Below are 18,969 nucleotides of genomic sequence, written 5' to 3' on the forward strand. Positions count from 1 at the left end.
AACCTTCACTTAGTGATCGATCACTCGACCGAGAAGTGAGAATAGTGAAGGTTCACAATCTGTGTCAACATGGACCTCGGAAGGAGGCGCCGTGACCGACACCGCATCGCATCGCCGGCCGACGATCATGGAGGTCGCCCGCCTGGCCGAGGTCTCGCATCAGACCGTGTCGCGCTACTTCCGGGCTCCCGACGGACTCAAGCCCGCCACCAAGGCGCGCGTGCAGGCCGCGGTCGAGCAGCTGAACTACCGCCCGAACCTCGTCGCCCGCTCCATGCGCACCCGGCAGACCGGCCGGCTCGCGGTTGTCGTGCCGACCCTCGCGTACAGCCCGGCGCGTATGCTCGCCGGCGCGAGCGCCGCCGCCCACTGGGCGGGGTACGCCGTCGAGGTGCTGGCTCTCGAAGGCGGGGCGGCGGAACGCACCGAGCGCGTCGCGGAACTCGCCGACTCGGGTCAGGTCGACGGCATCGTCTCGTTCGCGCCCATGCTCGCCTCGCTCGACCTGCAAGCGTCGAGCGGCACGCTCATCGTCGCGTCCGCGGACTTCGACGACGAGATGCGCGGCATCGGCGAGCTCGCGGATGCCTCGGCCCTCGCCGAGGTCATCGAGGGACTGGCGGAGCTCGGCCACCGCAGGTTCCTCCACGTCACCGGAGATCTCCAGTTCGCGTCCGCCCGCGCGCGGCGCGACACGTATCTCGAGACGCTCGAGCGACTCGGACTGGAGTCGCTCGGCGTGGTCGAGGGCGACTGGTCGGCCGAGGCCGGCATGGCGGCCGTGGAGGCTCTCCCCTACCTAAACGGACCCACCGCCGTCGTAGCGGCCAACGATCTCGTCGCCGCCGGAGTGATCCGCGCCGCGCTCGACCGTGGACTGCGGGTGCCCGGCGATCTCAGCGTGAGCGGATGGGACGACCAGCCCCTCGGCCGGCTGCTCAGCCCCGCACTCACGACGGTCGAGATCGACCTCGAGGGCCTGGGCTCACGCGCGATGACCCGTCTCATCGCGGCATTGCGCAACGAGCCTGCGCCCACCGAGCCGCAGCAGCTCCACCGCGTCATCTGGCGCGAGTCCACCGGCCCCGCGCCACGCTGAACCGCGCCCCGACCGGGGGCCGCAGCATCCGTCGTCAGTCGCGGGTTCGCGCGTCGAGCTCGGCACGGGCGGCGTCGATCGCGACGTCGGTCGCGGAGTAGCCGTGCTCGGGCCCGGGGAAGACCCCGCCCCGGACTTCGCGGGCGTACGCCGCGACGCCCGCCACCATGTCGGGGCCGATGGCGCCGTAGCGCTTGACGAACGCGGCCGTCTTGCCCTCGGTGATGCCGAGCAGGTCGTGGATCACGAGCACCTGGCCGTCGGCGGGACCGGCGCCGATGCCGATCACGGGGATCTCGAGTGCGGGCAGCACGACGGCGGCGACATCCGCGGGCACGGCCTCGATGACGAGCACGCTCGCACCGGCGTCCTGGACGGCGAGCGACTCGCGCACGATCCGGGCGGCCGACTCGGCGGTGCGCCCCTGCGCGCGGAGGCCGCCGAGCGCGACGGCTGTCTGCGGCGTGAGGCCCACGTGCGCGACGACCGGGATGCCGGCCTCGGCGATCGCCCTGATGCGGCTGAGCCGAGCCTCTCCCCCGCCCTCGAGCTTGACGGCGTCGGCGCCGGTCTCCTTGACGAAGCGGATCGCGGTCTGGACGGCCTGCTCGTCCGACACCTCGGTGGATCCGAAGGGCAGGTCGGCCACGACGAACGCCGACCGCACCCCGCGGCGCACGGCGCCGGCGAGCACGAGCATCTCCTCGACGGTGACCGCGACCGTGGAGTCGTGCCCGAGCACGACCTGCGCGCCGGAGTCGCCGACGAGCACCATGTCGACCTCGGCCTGCTCCGCGACCCGGGCGGTCGGGTAATCGTAGGCCGTGACCATCACGATCGGCTCGCGGCGGGCCTTCATCTCAGCGAGTCGCTGCAGGGTGACCTGTGCGCGCATGTCACGCACCTCCTAGGACGGTGTTGTCGATGAGCCGCGTGCTTCCGACGCGGGCCGCGATCGCCACCAGCACCGGTCCGTCCACGACGGCGGCGGCGGGAGCGAACGTGATCGGGTCCACGAACGCCACGTACTCGGGACGGATGCCGGATGCCTCGAGCGTCGCGAGGGCTCGCGCGCGCAGCGCCTCGGTGCCGGCGATGCCGGCGGCGGAGGCATCCGTCACCTCCTGCAGGGCGCGCGGGATCGCGAGGGCCTGCGCGCGCTCATCGGGCGAGAGGCGGGTGTTGCGGCTGGAGCGGGCGAGGCCGTCGGCGTCGCGCGACGTGGGGCAGACGACGAGGGTCACCGGGATGCCGAGATCGGCGACGAAGCGGCGGATGACGGCGACCTGCTGGGCGTCCTTCGCGCCGAAGTACGCGTGATCGGGGAGCGCGGCGAGCAGCAGCTTCGTCACGACGGTGGCCACGCCGTCGAAGTGCGCGCGGCCGCGCTCGGCGCCCTCGAGGGTCTCGGCGATCGGCCCCGACACGCTCACGGTTGTCGCGAAGCCGTCCGGGTAGACCTCGGACGCGTCGGGGGCGAACACGACGTCCACCCCCTCGGCTTCGGCGAGGGCGAGGTCGGCGTCCTCGGTGCGGGGATAGGCCGAGAGGTCGGACTGCTCGTTGAACTGCGCGGGGTTGACGAAGATCGTCATGACGACGGTGTCGTCGGCGCTGCGCGCAGCCCGCAGGAGAGTCGCGTGGCCCTCGTGCAGGGCGCCCATGGTGGGCACGAGGCCGATGCTGCCGCCGCGGCGCTCGCGCAGCGCGGCGCGGAGGTCGGCGACGGTGCGGACGACGATCACGATCCCACCTCCTGTCGTGCGCGGAGGTCGCGCGTCGCGGCGACCAGGGCGTCGAAGAGTTCGACGCGCTCCGGGAGCCGGTCGGCCACCGCGGCGCGCTGACGGGCGATGGTCCCTTCGTCGCCGCGGGCGATCGGACCGGTGAGGGCGGCGGCGCCGTGCGCCTCCCAGTTCGCGACGGTCGCGCGCACGAGCGGGGCGAGCGCGTCTCGCGGAACCCCTGCGGTGGCGGCGAGGTCCTCCGCGAAGGCCTCGAGCGTCACGAGGAAGTTCGACGCGATCGACGCCGCCGCGTGGTACGCGGGGCGGTCGTCATCGGCGACGTCGAACGGCGCCATGCCGAGCGCCTCGGCGAGCGCATGAGCGGTGGCGAGCGCTCGCGCGGTCGAGCCGGCAAGGGCCGCGGGGACGCCCGCGAACGAGGTGTCGCCGGTCACGGTGGTGAGGGGATGGATGCTGAGCGCCTCGTGCGGTGCGAGCGGCTCGAGTGTGGTCGCGCCCGAGAAGTGCCCGACCAGGCGCCCCGGTGCGACGAGTGCCGCCGCGGCGGCGATCTCGGCATCAGGCACGGCCAGCAGCACGAGGTCGGCGTCGTCAGCGGCCGCACCGCGGCCGAGCGGGCCCTGCACATCGACGCCCACGTCCCCGAGGGCCGACGCGATCGCACGGCCGACGCGGCCGTCGCCGACGATCGCGACGCGGGCAAGCGCGTGCGCGGGCTGCGAGTCCGGCATCGTCGTCGTCTCCCGTCACGGCGCATGGATCCGGTCCAGGACGGCTGAACCAGGTTCAAAAATACCCGGCGCAACGCGGGGCGGCGACCGCGCGCCCCGTCACGCCGCGCTCGCGCGGTCGAATCCGGCAAACGCTGCTGCTCCCGGCGGGTGCGAACGCCGATTGGGACAGCGCGAACCAGCCCGCCACGGCGAGACGGCGGCGAACGCCGATTCGAACAGCGCGAGCCACCCCACCGCACGGGCCCCGAGGCATCCGTCGCCCTACGACAGAGCGGCCCCGGAACCGTGATGGTTCCGGGGCCCGCTGTCGATCTGCGCTAGGCCTGTGCAGGCACCTTGTAGGCGACTTGGACGCGCCGGATCTCGCCGTCGAAGGCGAAGGGCATCCTGTCGGCATAGGCCCGCGACACGGCGCCGCCGTACGCGCGGCCCACGTCGAGGCAGTCGTTCGCCGAGAACAGCAGCGGCGCGCTGACGGGCACTGTGCCCGACGCGACCTCTGCGCCGTCGACCCGCAGCACGACGCTGAGCGGCCCGCCCGGCCGCGGCTCGACGTACGAGGTCTCGATCTCGATCGTGTGATCACCGGCGGCGAGCGGCTGGGTTGCCGCGATCGTCGTCCGCTGCACGAGGAACAGGTTGTACTCGTACGTGAGGATGCCGTCGACGACGAAGGCCGTGAGGCCGCCGCCCGCGCCGCCGAGCTTGTAGAGCACGCCGTTGGCCTGGTCGCCGACGGCCACCTCGATGGTGACGAGATTCGGCTTGTTGCCGAGGGCGGGCGCGCAGAACTCGGGGATGCGGGACGTGTCGCCCGAGAACTCCCACTCGGTGTACGGCGGCGCGATGCGCAGCTCGGGGTGGAACGGCGCGATCCACAGGCCGCCGCCGATGGGGAGAACCTTGTTCTTCGCCGCCTCGATCGCGAACAGCTCCTTGAGCCCGGCGAGCTTCTCCGGGTGCTGGTCGGCGACGTCGTGGGCCTGGCTCCAGTCCTCGTCGAGGTGGTACAGCTCCCACCTGTCCTGGTCGGGCGTCCACGTCTGGATCCCGGGCGGAACGCCGGGCACCCACGGCAGGCGCGGACCCGTCGTCGACGCGAGCCATCCGTCCTCGTAGATCGACCGGCTGGCCATGATCTCGAAGTACTGCACGCGGTGGCGACCGTCGGCCGTCTCGTCGTCGATCGAGTAGGCGAAGCTCGTGCCGTCGATCGGGTCCTGCGGGAAGCCGTTCACGGAATCGGGGTGCGAGATGCCGAGGATCTCGTAGATCGTGGGTGCCAGGTCGATCACGTGGTGGAACTGCGTGCGCGGAGCCGGGTCGTGTGCGATGCGCGCCGGCCACTGGAGGAACATCGGATTGCGAGTGCCACCCAGGTGCGAGGCCATGAGCTTCATGCCCTGGTACGGCGACGACCCTGCCCACGCCCACGCCGCGTGGTATTGGTTGTCGGTCGCCGGCGTTCCGAGCGCGTCGAGGCCTCCGAGCTCCTCGAGAGCGGCGATGTGCTGGTCGACGGTGGTCGGGATCATGTTCTGCGCGAGCAGCTCGCTGATCGTGCCGTTCTGCCCCTCCCCCGACGAGCCGTTGTCGCCCCAGATGTAGACGACGATCGTGTTCTCGATGTACCCGAGGCGCTCGAGCTCGTCGACGACGCGGCCCGCCTGCACGTCGGCGTGCTCACCGAAGCCGGCACACAGCTCCATGAGGCGTGCCTGGAAAGGCTTCTGGTGGTCGGGGATGTCGTCCCAGCCCTGCAGCGACTCGGGCCGCGGCGTGAGGACGGCGTCCTCGGGCACCCAGCCGGCCGCCTTCGCGCCCGCGAGGGCGTCCTCGCGGTAGGTGTCCCAGCCGTCGTCGAAGACGCCCTTGTACTTGTCGGCCCACTCCTTGTGCACGTGGTGCGGGCCGTGGATCGCCCCCGCCGCCCAGTACATGAAGAACGGCTTGTCGGGCGAGAGAGCCTTGTGGTCACGGAGCCACGAGATCGCGTCCTCGGCGATGTCTTCGCTGAGGTGGTACCCCTCTTCCGGCGACTTGGGCGGCAGCACGCTCGTGGTGTTGCGGACGAGGTTCGGCTCGTACTGCGAGGCCTCGCCGGCGAGGAACCCGTAGAAGTACTCGAACCCGTTGCCGGTGGGCCAGTTCTCGAAGGGCCCGGCCTTGGTCGTCTCCTCGGCGGGGGTGTTGTGCCACTTGCCCCACGCCGCCGTGGAGTAGCCGTAGTTGCGCAGCACCTCCGCCATGGTCGCGCTGCTCTTGGGGATGTGACCGGAGTAGCCGTCCCAATCGGCCGCGAGCTCGGCGATCTGACCGGCTCCGACGCGGTGGTGGTTCCGCCCCGTGAGCAGCGCCGCACGGGTCGGCGAGCACATGGCGGTGGTGTGGAAGCGGTTGTAGCCGATGCCGCCCTCGCGGATCCGCTCGAGCGTGGGGGTGTTCACCTTGCCGCCGAGCGGTGCGGGCAGCGCCGGTCCGGCGTCGTCGATCAGGACCACGAGGATGTTCGGAGCGTCGTCGCTCAGGTGTCGTTCCGGCGGCAGCGGCGAGTAGGTCGACTCGGCGAGCGTGCGCCCCGCGTAGCTGCCTGAAGGCTTCGGCGGGAACGGCAGCGTTCGCGCGGGCGGGAGCGGTGTCCCCACGACGGAGTGGCGGTCGTCAGCGGTCATGCGTGTCTCCTGTCCCCGGAAGCGGGCGGGCGAGAGCGCCACCCCCCAGCGGTGTCACAGTATCGACGGGCATGCGCGTGCGGCATCATGCGGATCGCATGAACTGCTGCGCGAGGTGAACGCTGAGCGACGCGGGGCGGGGGCCCCTGGATCCAGGCGGGGGTCTTGCGCACGCAGAGGCGCGACCTTCCTGCCGCTACCAGGATATCCGGGGGTGGGGGCCTTGCGGCAAGGGCCCCTCGAGGGCGCATACTGGTCGGTCGCGACGCTCCCCCGCCCTTCCCTTCTGACTCACTCCGTCCGATTCCGCGTCGCGAAGCCGCCAGGAGCCGATGCCATGAACTCCCTCCCGATCAGCGATTCCACCCCGACCTCTCGATCAGCCGGCGCCACCGCCTTCCACCTTCCCGAGCGCCTCGCCGCCAAGTCCGACCCGGCGCTGATCGGCGACGACGAGCACCATTTCGCCGCGATCGCCGACACCCTCGAGCGCTCGATCTCGGGGCTGGAAGAACGCCTCGACGAGCTGCGCCGCCGCCCCGGCGGGCACGGCCAGGCCGGGGTCGAGCGCGACATCGAGATCCACCGGGTCTCCGCCCGCCTGCGGGTGCTCCGCCGCTTCGGACTCGACGCGTGCCTCGGCCGTATGGTCCCCGCCGACGGCTCCGCGCCTGTCTACATCGGCCGTTTCGGGCTCACCGATGCTGCCGGCCTCCGCCTGCTCGTCGACTGGCGCACGCCCGCCGCAGAGCCGTTCTTCGCCGCGACGCACGCCCATCCTTCGGGGCTCGTGAGCCGCCGCCGCTACCGCTGGACCGGCGGCCGCGTGACCGACTACTGGGACGAGGTGTTCACCGCCGAGGGACTCGACCACAACGCCGCCCTCGACGACCAGTCCGCCTTCATCGCGAGCCTCGGCGCCAGTCGCTCGCCCCGTATGCGTGATGTGCTCGGCACGATCCAGGCAGACCAGGACGCGATCATCCGCGCCGGCTCGCGCGGCGCGCTCGTGGTCGACGGCGGCCCCGGTACGGGCAAGACGGTCGTGGCACTGCACCGCGCCGCCTACCTCGTCTACTCCGACCCGCACCTCGGCGAGGGGCGCGGCGGCGTGCTGTTCGTCGGTCCGAGTCCCGCGTACCTCTCCTACGTCGAGGACGTGCTCCCGAGCCTCGGCGAGGAGAGCGTGCAGACCTGCACGCTGCGCGACCTCGTGGTCGAGGGCGGAGTCGCCGGCGCCGAACCCGATGCCCGGGTCGCCCGCCTGAAGGCCGACGCCCGCATGATCGACGCGATCGAGCCCGCCGTGCGGCTCTACGAGGAGCCGCCCACGACCGGCCTGGTCATCGAGACGCCCTGGGCCGAGCTGCGGCTCGATCCCCAGGACTGGGCCGAGGCGTTCGCGTCGGCAGAAGCGGGCCTGCCGCACAACGAGGCGCGCGACCAGGTGTGGGAGACGATCCTCGACATCCTCACCGACCAGGTCGACGGTGAAGAGGTGCCGCTGCACCAGCTGCGACGGGCGCTGGCCCGCAACGAAGAGCTGACGCGCGCCTTCGGTCGCGCGTGGCCGCTGGTCGAGGCATCCGTTCTCGTCTCGGATCTGTGGAGCGTGCCCGCGTATCTGCGTCGCTGCGCGCCGTGGCTCGAGCCGGACGAGGTCGAGGCCCTCCAGCGAGCGGTCCCCACGGCCTGGACCACCTCCGACCTGCCGCTCCTCGATGCGGCGCGGCGACGGCTGGGTGATCCCGGGGCGTCGCGGCGACGCCGCGAGCGCGAGGCGAAGCTCGCACAGGAGCGCGAATACATGGCGCAGGTCGTCGACCGGCTGAAGGAGGCCGGCGACGAGATGATGCTGTGGCTCGACGGCGACGATCTGCGCAACAGCCTCGTCGACGAGTCGGTGCTGGACGCCGTCGATCCCGATCTGCTCTCGGGGCCGTTCGCGCACGTGATCGTCGACGAGGCGCAGGAGCTCACCGATGCGGAATGGCGGATGCTGCTGGCCCGCTGCCCGTCGCGCAGCTTCACGGTGGTCGGCGATCGGGCACAGGCGCGGCACGGGTTCCACGAGTCGTGGCAGGAGCGCCTCGAGCACGCCGACCTGACCGAGGTGGGCGTGTCGTCGCTCACCATCAACTACCGCACGCCGAGCGAGGTGATGGCCGAGGCGGAGCCGGTGATCCGTGCGGCGATCCCCGACGCGAACGTGCCGACGTCGATCCGGTCGAGCGGTGTGCCGGTGCGTCATGCCGCGGTGGCGGACCGCGACCGGATCCTGTCGGAGTGGCTGGCGGAGCACGGCGAGGGCGGCGTGGCGTGCGTCATCGGCGACCCCTCGTTCGCGCCCCGGGAGCGGGTGCGTTCGCTCACTCCCGAGCTCGCGAAGGGCCTCGAGTTCGACCTCGTCGTGCTCGTCGAGCCGTCGTCGTTCGGCGAGGGCATCGAGGGCGCGGTCGACCGCTACGTCGCGATGACCCGCGCGACCGAGCGGCTGGTGGTGCTCGAGGGCTAGCGACGGGGGACGGATGCCGCGGCGCCCGCGTATCTGCGGCGCCCCGCGGCCGCTCTCCCCTGTGTGAGCACAGACGTCGAAGACGAGGCATCCGAGGCCGTCGAGGCCGCGGATCGCGAGACGCGCGGGTCGCTCGTGCGCTCGCTCCTCGCCGTCGTGGCCAACGTCGGTGTGCTGACCGCCCTGCTCGTGTACTTCGGCTGGGTGCGCAGCGACCAGATGGCGAAGATGCTCGGCATCGACGAGGCCATCCTCGGGATGACGGTCGACGACTACGTCCGCCGGAGCGTGCAGCCGGTGGTGCTGCTCCCGATCTGCGCGGCGATCGCCGGCCTCGCGTGGGTGGGGCTCGACCAGTGGCTCCGGCGCCGGCGCATCCGGTTCGGAAGCGACGATCGCATCGTCACGTGGGTGGCGCGGTGGATGTGGCTCATCGCCGTCGGGGTGTTCGCGCTGGGCCTCGTCCTCGGGCTGATCGGGTACGCGATCACGTACATCGCCGCGCCCCTCGTATGCGCGGGCGGAATGCTCCTGCTCCTCTACGGGCTGATGCTGCGCGGTGGACTCCGCGACGCGGTGCGGTTCGCCCCGATGACCGAGGGGGTGCTGCGGGGCGCGATCGCGATCCTCGTGGCGATCGGGCTGTTCTGGTCGGCGATGAACTACGCGACGGTCGAGGGCACGGAGCTCGCCCGCGACTTCCCGAACCAGATCGAGAAGCTGCCGGGAGTGATGGTCGACAGCGCGGCGCCGCTCGACATCGTGTCGCCGGGCGTCGACGTCGCGTGCGCCGGATCCGGCGAGGATCTCCGCTACCGGTATCGCGGCCTCCGCCTGCTCGAATCGACGGGCGGGAAGTACTTCCTCATCTCCGATGAGTGGACGTTCGACTACGGCGTGGTCGTCATGCTCCCCGTCGACGAGGACGGCCTGCGGTTCACCTTCGTACGGGACGTCTACGGGATCGCGGATGCCGGAGGCTTCCGCCCCTGCGCGAACGTCGACCCGGAGCCCGAGGTCGCGGGGCAGGGCTGAGGTATCTCCCTCGCCCTTTCCCCCTCCACAACAGCAGATCCTCGACGAAGGAGGGAAGCGATGTCTCCGACAAGAACCACTCCGAAGCGATCGCTCGCGATCGGATCCGCGGTCGCGGTCGCGGTCGCCCTCGGCCTCTCGGGGTGCGGCGAATACTCGCCCGTGGCACCTGAGAAGGAGCAGCCGCCCGCGACGCAGCGGGACGACGACTCGCGAGATGACGTGAATCCGACCGACTCGGACGAGCCGGCGCTGCCGGATTCGATTCCGGATGCTGCGCCCCCGGCGTCACCGCCGAGCACCGACACTCAGCAGCCCGGTTCCGGCGGGGGCGCCACCCCGCGGAATCGGCAGGGGGGCGGATCGGGCGGATCGGGAGGAAACGGCGGGACTGGTGGAGGCGGCGGGAACGGCGGCTCCGGCGGGAGCGGTGGCCAGGGCGGGGGTGGCGGTTCTGGCGGCAATGGCGGCGGCCAGCCACCGACCGTCGTCTACGCGTGGGACCTCCCGAAGAGCGACACGAGCCCGAACAACTTCGACGACGGCCCCGCATACGGCTACCTGGAGTCGGGGGACTGCGACACCGCCGCGGCGTACCTGGCGCCCAACCGGCTGACCAACGAGCCCGTCTTCGGGGTGTTCAACATGAAGACGCCGCGCTACGTCGTCCTGCTCTCGGCCGGTGTCGCCATGTGCCGCGGCTCGTTCGACGAGGCCCGCGCGAGCTACACCTATTCCATGACCCAGTGGGGCGTCCAGGGTCTCGATCACCCGAGCCACCCCGTGGCCGAGGACGGCGTCACCGAGGTGAGGGCGCCGTGGCGTCGTGGTTACCGGGAGCCCGAGTGCGATCTCTATCGCACCTTGACGTTCGCGCTCACCGGCGTCGTGGCCGACACCCTGCAGTGCCCCGGCGGCGAACGGCCGTTGCACCGCTACGTCGCGTACGCGTCCGAGGACCCGGCGACGAACGTGGTGGAAGAGGTGATCGTGTGGGACAACCCGCTGACGTTCACCGTCGACGAGAGCCTTGTCCCGCCGGAGCATTGGACCGGCGCACCGGGTACCCCCGGAACGTCCGACCAGATCGGTCCGAAGGTGGCCGGAGACCCGGACGACGAGTTCGACTTCCCCGAGCCGCCGCCCGGCGTGGCCGCCCCTCTCGAGGCCGCCGCTCTGGAAGCAGCTGAGCAGGTCGCCACTGAGGCCGCGGTCGAGCCCACGGCAGCGGAGCCGGCGCCCGCAGAACCGGAGGCGGACCAGCCCGCCCCTGCGGAGCCCGTCGAGGTCGAGCCCGTCGGCGTCGAGCCCGTTGCGGTCGAGCAGGCCCCGGTCGAGCCCGCACCGGCCGACGCTGCGCCCGCGTCGGAGCCCGAGCCCGAGGCATCCGTCCCCGCCGTGGAACCGGCCTCCGCACCTGCTGAGCCCGCGACGCCGCCGGTGACGGCGGAGCCACCCGCCGCCCCTCCTGCCGAGAGCGAGCTCACGGCACCGGCGGCGCCGTAGCTGTCGCGGATCAGCACTCCACGACGTTGACGGCGAGGCCCGCGGCGCTGGTCTCCTTGTACCTCGACGACATGTCGACGCCGGTCTGGCGCATGGTCTCGATCGCGGTGTCGAGATCGACGATGTGGCTGCCATCACCCAACAGCGCGAGCCGGCTCGCCGTCATCGCCGTCGACGCGGCGACGGCGTTCCGCTCGATGCACGGGATCTGCACGAGGCCCGAGACCGGGTCGCAGGTCAGGCCCAGATGGTGCTCGATCGCGATCTCGGCGGCGTTCTCGATCTGCTCGGGCGTGCCCCCGCGGACGGCGGTGAGCCCTGCCGCCGCCATCGCGCACGCGCTTCCCACCTCTGCCTGGCAGCCGGCTTCGGCGCCCGAGATCGACGCGTTCGCCTTGATGAGCGATCCGATGGCGGTCGCGGTGAGAAGGAAGGTGCGGATGAGTTCGGGATCGAAGCCCGTCGGCACGGCCGCCTGGTACAGCACCGCCGGAAGCACCCCGGCGGCGCCGTTCGTCGGTGCCGTGACGACCCGGCCACCTGCCGCATTCTCCTCGTTGACCGCGAGCGCATAGACGGACACCGCCTCGGCGGCATCCGTCGATCCGCCGCGTTCCCCCAGCTGCCGCCACGCGGCGGCGGCCCTCCGCGGCACGCGCAGCCCGCCCGGCAGGACGCCGTCGGAGTGCAGCCCTCGCTCGATGCACGCCCGCATCGCGGCCCAGATCGCGTCGAGACCACACGCCGCCTCGGTGGCGCCGTGGACGGCGGTTTCGGTCTGCCACGCGATGTCGGCGATGGTGCGGCCGCGGGTGAGATCGAGGAGCTCGCGCATCGTGCGGAACTGCGGTGCATCCGCGGCCACCTCGGGCAGCGCAGCCGTCCCCGCACCGGCGGGCTCGTCACCCAGCCTGCGGATGAAGCCACCGCCGATGGAGAGATACGTCTCCTCGAGGATCCCGCCCCCGGCGGTGAGTTCGGCGGTCAGCAGCAGTGAGTTGGGATGCCCGTGCGGACGCTCGCGCGATGCGAGCACCATGTCGTCGCGCACGAACGGCACTCCGCCGATGTCGAGCGAGACGCCCGACTGCAGCAGCGCCCACCCTCCGTGCACGACCTCGGGATCGACCGTCTCGGGCCGGAATCCGCGGAGGCCTGCGATGACGGCATCCGGTGTCCCGTGTCCGACCCCGGTCGCGGCGAGGGAGCCGTGCAGGCGGCAGCCGAACCGCACGACGTCCGCCAGGACGCCGGCGTCGGCCAGCCGCGTCCGGAAGTCGGAGGCCGCCCGCATCGGCCCGACCGTATGCGAACTCGAAGGACCGATCCCGATCGAGAAGAGGTCCAGCGCGGAGGTGTACACCCCGCGCTCGACCTCGACGGCGGTGCCCGTCATCAGCCCCACAGTCCCAGGGCGAACTCGGCGACGACCGCCGACAGGAGGAAGGAAGCCGCGATCGCGACGGTCCCGACCGGGATGATCTTCCAGCCGATGCTCTTGAGCATCGGAAGATCCTTGCCGAGGCTCAGGCCGGCGATCGTGAGCATCACCGTGATCAGCGACAGGAAGTCGATCGTGTTGGCGACGGTCGTGAACCATCCGGCCACGGGCGAGATCGGCGAGGTGAGGAACGCCCCGATCGTCATGACGACGATGATCGCCGGGACCTTGCCGCGGGTGACCTTGGCGAGGGCGATGCCGCCCGCGACCAGGAGGCCCATCACGAGGTACGCGATGACCATCTCCCCCGAGAACCCCTTGGCGGCGATCGCGGCGGCGACCAGCCCGCCGAACCCGATGATGAGCATCGAGACCCACAGCGGCACCCTCACGGTCGGCTTCTCGAGCACCGTCTCCTCGACGGTCTTGACCGCAGACGTCGGCATCGCCCCGGTCGCCTTCGGACGGCGGCCGGGGAGGGTCGCGTCCTTGTTGCGGGTGAGCAGCTTGTAGAAGCGGTCGGCGAGCGGCAGCGACACCCAGACGCCGATGTAGACGCCCAGAACGCCCGTGATGAGGTTCGACGTGGCGGCGAGCGCGAGCACCTGGTCCTGCATGTCGGGGTGCGCCGAGACGATGACCGACGCGGCGGCGGCCATCATCGAGCCCGAGCCGACGCCGGCGCCCATCGCCAGCGCCAGCGGGTCGAAGATGCCCAGCGAGGCGGCGAGCGAGGCGATGAGACTCACGATGATGGCGCCGAAGATGGTGCCGAACACGTACATGGACAGGACGCCCCGGTACTGCGGCGAGTCCGAGCCGTAGCGCTCGCTGACCATCGCGAACGAGCCCTCGCGGTCGATCGAGAAAGTCGCACCGACGGTGGCCGGCCCCATCCGCAGCAGCACGGCCAGCGGAAGGGCCAGCGCGATGGTGCCGAACAGGTGGCCGACCTCCTGCAGCAGCAGTGCGGGCCCCGCCTGGAGCAGCATCGGGATGTTGGGGCCGATGGTGAACGACAGCCGTGCGCACAGGAACAGCACCGCGACGCCCATGATGACCGTCGCCGCCTGCTGCAGGTCGATCGGCAGGGGCTTCAGGCGCTGGCCGGACACGATCGCGCCGGCGGTGATGCCCCAGATCATCGGCAGCAGCGTCACCGACGCGATGCCGAGCGGGATGACGATCGGGCCGATCGCCTGCGCGCCAGCCGAGATGGCGACGACGAGTCCGATCAGGATCCACAGTCGGGGACTGCGGAAGCCGAGGGCGACAACGGACGCCGCCTTCGCGATCGGGCTCGACGACGTACCGGTGGAGGCGGCGCTGCCTGTGCGGGTGTGAGCGGTCATTTCGGGTTCTCCAGGTGGGAAGGCGTCGCGGCCCCGGCGAGCGGGATCGGTCATGCCTCGAGCGTGATCCGAGTCGCCCCGGCGGGGCGTTCGGCGGTGCGGTGGAGCAGGTCGGCGCGCAGGGCGTCGTCCAGGGCGACGTCGAGCACCGTCCACGCGAGGATCGTGGCGGCGTCGATGACGGCCTGGTCGGCTGCGGGCGTGGCCGCAGCAGCAGTGAACTCGGGGTTGTGGGCGGGGCCCGTCTGCCCGAGGAAGGCGATGGTCGGGTGGATGGTCGGCACGACCTGCGACACGTTGCCCATGTCGGTGGATCCGCCCCCGAGCGGGGCAGGCGTGATCGTGCGTCCGCGGGCCAGGAGATTCGCGTCCCACAGCTCGCCGAGGGCGGAGTCGTGCTTCATGGGGGCGTACGGGTGCTCGGTCGGCGCCCATTCCCAGCGGCATCCCGTCGCGATCGCGGCGCCCTCGAAGCATGCGAGCACGCGCTTCTTCATGTCGCGCCACATGTCGATGTCGTAGGCGCGCAGCTCGACCTGCACGACGGCGCGGTCGGGGATGATGTTCGTCGCCTCGCCGCCGAGCGAGACGAAGGCGTTGAGGTTCGTCTCCTTCGGCAGGTGCTGGCGGAGGAACGCGATCGAGGTCTGGGCGATCGCTGCCGCCGAGCCGGCGTTGAGACCCTGCTCAGGCATTCCGGCCGCGTGAGCGGTGCGCCCGTGGAACACGACCTCGAAGCGGTCGACCGCGGTGGAGCGGAAGCTCGTGGCCGAGATGTCGTGACCGGTCATGCCGTGCACCATGAGCGAGAAGTCGACGTCCTCCCACGCCCCCTCGAGCAGCATGGCGACCTTGCCGCCGCCGTGCTCTTCGGCCGGCGTGCCCAGTAGCTTGATGCGCAGACCGGCTGCGTCGGCGAGGGGGGCGAGTGCGAGAGCCGCACCGACGCCCGATGCCGCGATGACGTTGTGTCCGCAGCCGTGTCCGATGCCGGGGAGCGCGTCGTATTCGGCACAGATCGCGACCGTGAGATCGCCGGTGCCGTAGACCGCTTCGATCGCGGTCTCGACGCCGTACGCGCCGACCTCGACCGCGAAACCGGCGTCCCGAAGCGTGCGCGCGACCAGTGCAGCGGCTTCGTGCTCCTCCCACGAGAGCTCGGGGTTCTCGTGGATGGCGTGGCTCAGGCCGATGAGCTCGCCGCGACGAGCGTCGACGCCCGCGGCGGCGCGGTCCTTCAACTCCGTGACGGTCACGGCATCGGTGGTGGTCAGGCTCACGAGGTGTCCTCTCGTCATTGCGAACGTTGCGGATATGGTGCGCGTTCGCATGTTTCGACTCCGTGACAATGCGCGATATCTGCGGAAAGTGGTGAATGGATGCGGGACACTTGATTCCGGGATCGGTTCCAGGGAGGGTCCGGATGCAGGAGATCTCGCTCGACGCCATCGACCGCCGGCTCGTGCACGCGCTGCAGATCGAGCCGCGCGCGAGCTGGAACGAGCTCGCCCCCGTCATCGGCGTCGATGCCAGCACCCTCGCTCGTCGCTGGGCGCGCCTCCGGGAAGAGGGCATCGCGTGGGTCACCGGCCACTCGACCGACGGGCAGCTGTCGTTGATGGAGATCGACTGCGAGCGGGCGAAGCTGGATGCCGTCGTTCAGGAGCTCCAGCGAGACCCCGCGGTGTACGTGCTCGATGTGACCTCGGGCTCACGCGACCTCATGGCCCTGGTGTTCGCGCCTGACATCTCAGGGCTTTCGGACTACGCGCTGCACCGATTGGGACAACTGGACGGTGTGCGGTCCGTCCGCACGCACTTGGCCAACGAGACGCTGATCGACGGCGGCAGCTGGCGCCTGCGCGCGCTCGATCCCGCTGAAGCGCAGCATGTGCGACCGCCACGCCCGCCGCGGCCGCGTGCCGCGCAGCGGGTGCCCGACGAGCTGCGCGCGGCGATCGAGCGAGAAGTCTGGGCCGACGGACGCGTGCCGGTCACGACGATCGCCGAGCGCAGCGGCTTCGCGCCCCAGCGGGTCGCCGACGCGCTGGCGACGCTGCGTGCGCGTGGCAGCCTTCGCTTCCGCACCGACATGGCGCGCGCGGCGTCGGGGTGGCCCATCTACGCCTGGTACTTCGTCGAGGCTCCGGCCCAGCTGCTCGAGGCCGCGCGCCCTGCCATCACCTCGGTGCCCGAGGTGCGGCTCGCCTTCACCGCGGCCAGCCGGTACAACCTCATCCTCGCCGTGTGGCTGCGCCGTCTCGCCGACGTGAACCGCTTCGAGGTGGCGCTCGAGTCGGCGCTGCGCGGCGCACGCATCGGGGACCGCGCCGTGGTGCTGCGCATCGCGAAGCACATGAATCAGACGGTGGGCGCTGACACGCGCGCGACGGGGTTCGCGGGGCCTGCAGGGAGTGCGTAGAGCCGCACTCGCGCCCCTCCGCACCTGAGACTTCAGGCACCAGTTGGCAGGCAGACTGGAAACCGTGACCCGCGCCCAGTCCGTCGCCGACCGCATCGTGCTCGAGGCGGACACCTCGGGGTTCCGGGCCCATGGCCTGCATGTCCTCGCCGGCGACGACGTCGCTGAGCACCGATGGACCGCCGATGTGCGCGAAGACATCCACTCCGCCGCGAAGGGCGTCTGCGTGCTCGCGGCGGGCATCGCCGCGGACGAGGGAATGGTCTCGCTCGACGTGCCGGTGGCGACGTACCTCCCGGGCGTCGAGCTCGGCGAGGGGGTCGATGAGGTCACCCTCCGCCACCTGCTGTCGATGACGAGCGGCATCGACCTGCCCTCGTCCGAGACGATGATGACCGACTGGCCCGACCTCGCCGCAGAGTTCCTCCGGCGCCCGTCACGCGGGAGCGCGTTCCAGTACTCCAACGCCAGCACCTACACCGCGATGCGCGTGCTCGCCGAGCGAGTGGGCGACGTCGCCGACTATCTCGGTCCGCGCCTGTTCGCGCCCCTCGGCATCGACGACGTCGACTGGGAGCGCAGCCCGAACGGTCGCATCGTCGCGGGCGGCGGCCTCCCCCTGCGCACCGACGAACTGGCCCGGATCGGGCGGCTCATCCGCGATCGCGGCAGGTGGGAGGGACGGCAGCTCGTGTCACCGGAGTGGATCGAGGCGATGCACTCCGACTGGGTGGTCGCCGGCGATAACCCTGGTTACGACGGTTACGCACTCGCGGGCTGGCGCGGCCCTGGCGAGGCCTGGCGCCTCCACGGCGCCTACGGCCAGCTGCTCATCTTCGCGGGCGACGCGGTCGTGACGATCACCGCCGACGACCACTTCGGCGCCGACCGCATGGCCGCCTTCGCCGTCGAGGCCGTTCACGGCTGAAGCGCCGCGAACCCCGCCCGCCGCTGCGGCCGCTTGGACTCGTGCCGTGACAGGTCAGTTGCGCTGCACGTAGTGGCGCACGGTGTCGTCCCTCTCGACGAGGAACCGGTCGTCCTCCGGGTAGTACACCGCCCTGTCGACGTCGTCGCCCGCGAATCCTCGGATGCTGTCCAGGCTGTCCCACCGCGACACCGTCAGGATCTCCGTCAGGCCGTCGGCGAGCTCGCGCGTCAGTGTCCAGGCGTCCTTGTTCCCAGGAAGTGCGCGATACTCCTCGATCCCCGTCCGCTCGACATAGTCGACGTACTCGTCGCGGTCCTCCGTGCGGATCACTCCACGCCACACCCGGACGATGTTCCGATGATGGCTGTGGTCGGCGACGTCGGGCTCCGCCCGGGCGACGTCGGCCACCTCTTCCTCCGGGCGCGGCGGGACCGTCTCGTCGATCTCGAGCTCGGGGATGCTCGACTCACCCGGCCCCGGAACGTGGACGTGAGAGAAGTGCTCGTCATACGTCGACACGGCGACTCCTTCCTTCGGGGACAGTCACAGCGTAGAACCACGCACGGTCAGCGCACCCGGAGTTCCTGCGGCAGCACGACCACGTCGACCAGCGCGCCGTTGCGCCAGAGGGTCATCTCCATGCGGCGGCCGATCGCGCCCTCGACCATGCGCCGCTGCAGCGCCGTCGGGTCGGCGATCGTGACGCCGTCGAGCGACAGCACGATGTCGCCGACACGGGCGCCGGCGACGGCGGCCGGACTTTCGGGCACCACCGAGACCACCTGCATCCCGACCCGCGATCCGGCCTTCGCCGCGACGTCGGGGCCGAGCGGCACCGTCGATCCGGCGATGCCGAGCCAGGCACGCCGCACGCGCCCCGACGCCCGCAGGGCGTCGATGATCTCGCGAGTCGTGGCGTTGATCGGCACGGCGAGCCCCAGTCCCACCCCGGCCACGGCGGTGTTCACCCCGACCATCCGGCCTGCGCTGTCGGCGAGCACTCCGCCGCTGTTGCCCGGGTTGAGGGCCGCGTCCGTCTGGATCACTTCGTCGATCACCCGCCCCGACCGCGTCGGCAGCGAACGGCCGAGCGCCGACACGATCCCCGCGGTCACACTGCCCGAGAACCCCCGCGGGTTGCCGAGCGCCACGACGAGCTGCCCGACGCCGAGTTTCGAGGCATCTCCCATCGTCAGCGGGGGCGGGGTGTCGACGTCCGCGCGCAGCACGGCGAGGTCCGACAGCGGATCGGCGCCGATGACGGATGCTGCCGCCACCGCGCCGTCCGGAAACGCGACCTCCACGCCGATCGCACCCTCGACGACGTGCGCACTCGTGAGCAGGTGCCCCTCCGAGGTGATGACCGACGCGCTGCCCGCCCCCGCACCCTGCCGCGTGCGCACGCTCACCGCGGCGACGGACGGCAGCACGATCTGCGCGACGCGCATCACCGTCGAGGAGTAGGCATCGAGCGCCTCGTGGTCGTCCACGAAACCAGTGTCGACCCGTCACGG

General features: G+C 71.4%; 15 protein-coding genes. 6 read left to right on the forward strand and 9 right to left on the reverse strand.

Annotation, left to right across the window (positions count from 1 at the left end):
- Positions 1-91: 91 nt before the first annotated feature.
- On the forward strand, positions 92-1,099 hold the full coding sequence (locus tag ACFC1K_RS11685; protein WP_375871736.1) for a LacI family DNA-binding transcriptional regulator: 1,008 nt from the start codon (positions 92-94) through the stop codon (positions 1,097-1,099).
- 34 nt (positions 1,100-1,133) lie between these two features.
- On the opposite strand, the gene panB is transcribed toward ACFC1K_RS11685, so the two are convergent.
- From panB to ACFC1K_RS11705, 4 genes are all read right to left on the reverse strand, one after another.
- Complete coding sequence (gene panB / locus ACFC1K_RS11690) at positions 1,134-1,994, reverse strand: 3-methyl-2-oxobutanoate hydroxymethyltransferase (RefSeq protein ID WP_375871737.1); 861 nt, start codon at positions 1,992-1,994, stop codon at positions 1,134-1,136.
- Position 1,995: 1 nt separating this feature from the next.
- Positions 1,996-2,844: a pantoate--beta-alanine ligase gene (gene panC, locus ACFC1K_RS11695; protein WP_375871738.1), complete on the reverse strand. Its 849-nt coding sequence runs from the start codon at positions 2,842-2,844 to the stop codon at positions 1,996-1,998.
- Positions 2,841-3,578 (reverse strand): DUF2520 domain-containing protein, encoded by a 738-nt coding sequence (locus ACFC1K_RS11700; protein WP_375871739.1) that lies wholly within the window; start codon positions 3,576-3,578, stop codon positions 2,841-2,843. Before ACFC1K_RS11700 ends, panC begins: the two co-directional genes overlap by 4 nt.
- Before the next feature lie 320 nt (positions 3,579-3,898).
- Positions 3,899-6,253: an arylsulfatase gene (locus tag ACFC1K_RS11705; protein ID WP_375871740.1), complete on the reverse strand. Its 2,355-nt coding sequence runs from the start codon at positions 6,251-6,253 to the stop codon at positions 3,899-3,901.
- 337 nt (positions 6,254-6,590) lie between these two features.
- On the opposite strand from ACFC1K_RS11705, the gene helR reads away from it, so the two are divergent.
- The 3 genes from helR (at position 6,591) to ACFC1K_RS11720 (ending at position 11,309) form a co-directional block, all read left to right on the forward strand.
- Positions 6,591-8,768, forward strand: coding sequence for an RNA polymerase recycling motor ATPase HelR (helR, locus tag ACFC1K_RS11710; RefSeq protein ID WP_375871741.1), 2,178 nt, complete (start codon positions 6,591-6,593; stop codon positions 8,766-8,768).
- 63 nt (positions 8,769-8,831) lie between these two features.
- A complete protein-coding gene (locus ACFC1K_RS11715; protein ID WP_375871742.1) occupies positions 8,832-9,803 on the forward strand; it encodes a hypothetical protein in 972 nt (323 codons plus the stop codon).
- 60 nt (positions 9,804-9,863) lie between these two features.
- Positions 9,864-11,309, forward strand: a complete 1,446-nt coding sequence (locus ACFC1K_RS11720) for a hypothetical protein (protein ID WP_375871743.1) — start codon at positions 9,864-9,866, stop codon at positions 11,307-11,309.
- Between the two features lie 10 nt (positions 11,310-11,319).
- On the opposite strand, the gene ACFC1K_RS11725 is transcribed toward ACFC1K_RS11720, so the two are convergent.
- From ACFC1K_RS11725 to ACFC1K_RS11735, 3 genes are read right to left on the reverse strand one after another with little or no spacing between them, the layout of a single operon-like run.
- Positions 11,320-12,705, reverse strand: a complete 1,386-nt coding sequence (locus ACFC1K_RS11725; protein ID WP_375871744.1) for an L-serine ammonia-lyase — start codon at positions 12,703-12,705, stop codon at positions 11,320-11,322.
- On the reverse strand, positions 12,705-14,102 hold the full coding sequence (locus ACFC1K_RS11730) for a DUF3100 domain-containing protein (protein ID WP_375871745.1): 1,398 nt from the start codon (positions 14,100-14,102) through the stop codon (positions 12,705-12,707). The genes ACFC1K_RS11725 and ACFC1K_RS11730 overlap by 1 nt, the downstream gene beginning before the upstream one ends.
- Before the next feature lie 50 nt (positions 14,103-14,152).
- Complete coding sequence (locus tag ACFC1K_RS11735; RefSeq protein WP_375871746.1) at positions 14,153-15,382, reverse strand: amidohydrolase; 1,230 nt, start codon at positions 15,380-15,382, stop codon at positions 14,153-14,155.
- Positions 15,383-15,525: 143 nt separating this feature from the next.
- Here ACFC1K_RS11735 and ACFC1K_RS11740 point away from each other — a divergent pair, with 143 nt between their 5' ends.
- Both ACFC1K_RS11740 and ACFC1K_RS11745 read left to right on the forward strand, forming a co-directional pair.
- Complete coding sequence (locus ACFC1K_RS11740) at positions 15,526-16,524, forward strand: Lrp/AsnC family transcriptional regulator (protein ID WP_375871747.1); 999 nt, start codon at positions 15,526-15,528, stop codon at positions 16,522-16,524.
- A 64-nt stretch (positions 16,525-16,588) separates the two neighbouring features.
- Positions 16,589-17,452, forward strand: a complete 864-nt coding sequence (locus ACFC1K_RS11745) for a serine hydrolase domain-containing protein (protein WP_375871748.1) — start codon at positions 16,589-16,591, stop codon at positions 17,450-17,452.
- A gap of 54 nt (positions 17,453-17,506) precedes the next feature.
- Here the strand turns inward: ACFC1K_RS11745 and ACFC1K_RS11750 are convergent, their stop codons facing one another.
- Together ACFC1K_RS11750 and ACFC1K_RS11755 are read right to left on the reverse strand one after the other, a co-directional pair.
- Positions 17,507-17,974: a hypothetical protein gene (locus tag ACFC1K_RS11750; protein ID WP_375871749.1), complete on the reverse strand. Its 468-nt coding sequence runs from the start codon at positions 17,972-17,974 to the stop codon at positions 17,507-17,509.
- A gap of 47 nt (positions 17,975-18,021) precedes the next feature.
- Positions 18,022-18,945, reverse strand: a complete 924-nt coding sequence (locus ACFC1K_RS11755; protein ID WP_375871750.1) for a S1C family serine protease — start codon at positions 18,943-18,945, stop codon at positions 18,022-18,024.
- Between the last annotated feature and the right edge of the window lie 24 nt (positions 18,946-18,969).

Source organism: Microbacterium sp. NPDC056057, assembly GCF_042266945.1.
Classification (GTDB): domain Bacteria; phylum Actinomycetota; class Actinomycetes; order Actinomycetales; family Microbacteriaceae; genus Microbacterium; species Microbacterium trichothecenolyticum_C.

Excerpts from the sequence above, each read along its gene's own strand:
- panB (WP_375871737.1), bottom strand. The coding sequence starts at position 1,994 with ATGCGCGCACAGGTCACCCTGCAGCGACTCGCTGAGATGAAGGCCCGC.
- ACFC1K_RS11700 (WP_375871739.1), bottom strand. The coding sequence starts at position 3,578 with ATGCCGGACTCGCAGCCCGCGCACGCGCTTGCCCGCGTCGCGATCGTC.
- ACFC1K_RS11705 (WP_375871740.1), bottom strand. The coding sequence starts at position 6,253 with ATGACCGCTGACGACCGCCACTCCGTCGTGGGGACACCGCTCCCGCCC.
- helR (WP_375871741.1), top strand. The coding sequence starts at position 6,591 with ATGAACTCCCTCCCGATCAGCGATTCCACCCCGACCTCTCGATCAGCC.
- ACFC1K_RS11720 (WP_375871743.1), top strand. The coding sequence starts at position 9,864 with ATGTCTCCGACAAGAACCACTCCGAAGCGATCGCTCGCGATCGGATCC.
- ACFC1K_RS11725 (WP_375871744.1), bottom strand. The coding sequence starts at position 12,705 with ATGACGGGCACCGCCGTCGAGGTCGAGCGCGGGGTGTACACCTCCGCG.
- ACFC1K_RS11730 (WP_375871745.1), bottom strand. The coding sequence starts at position 14,102 with ATGACCGCTCACACCCGCACAGGCAGCGCCGCCTCCACCGGTACGTCG.
- ACFC1K_RS11740 (WP_375871747.1), top strand. The coding sequence starts at position 15,526 with ATGCAGGAGATCTCGCTCGACGCCATCGACCGCCGGCTCGTGCACGCG.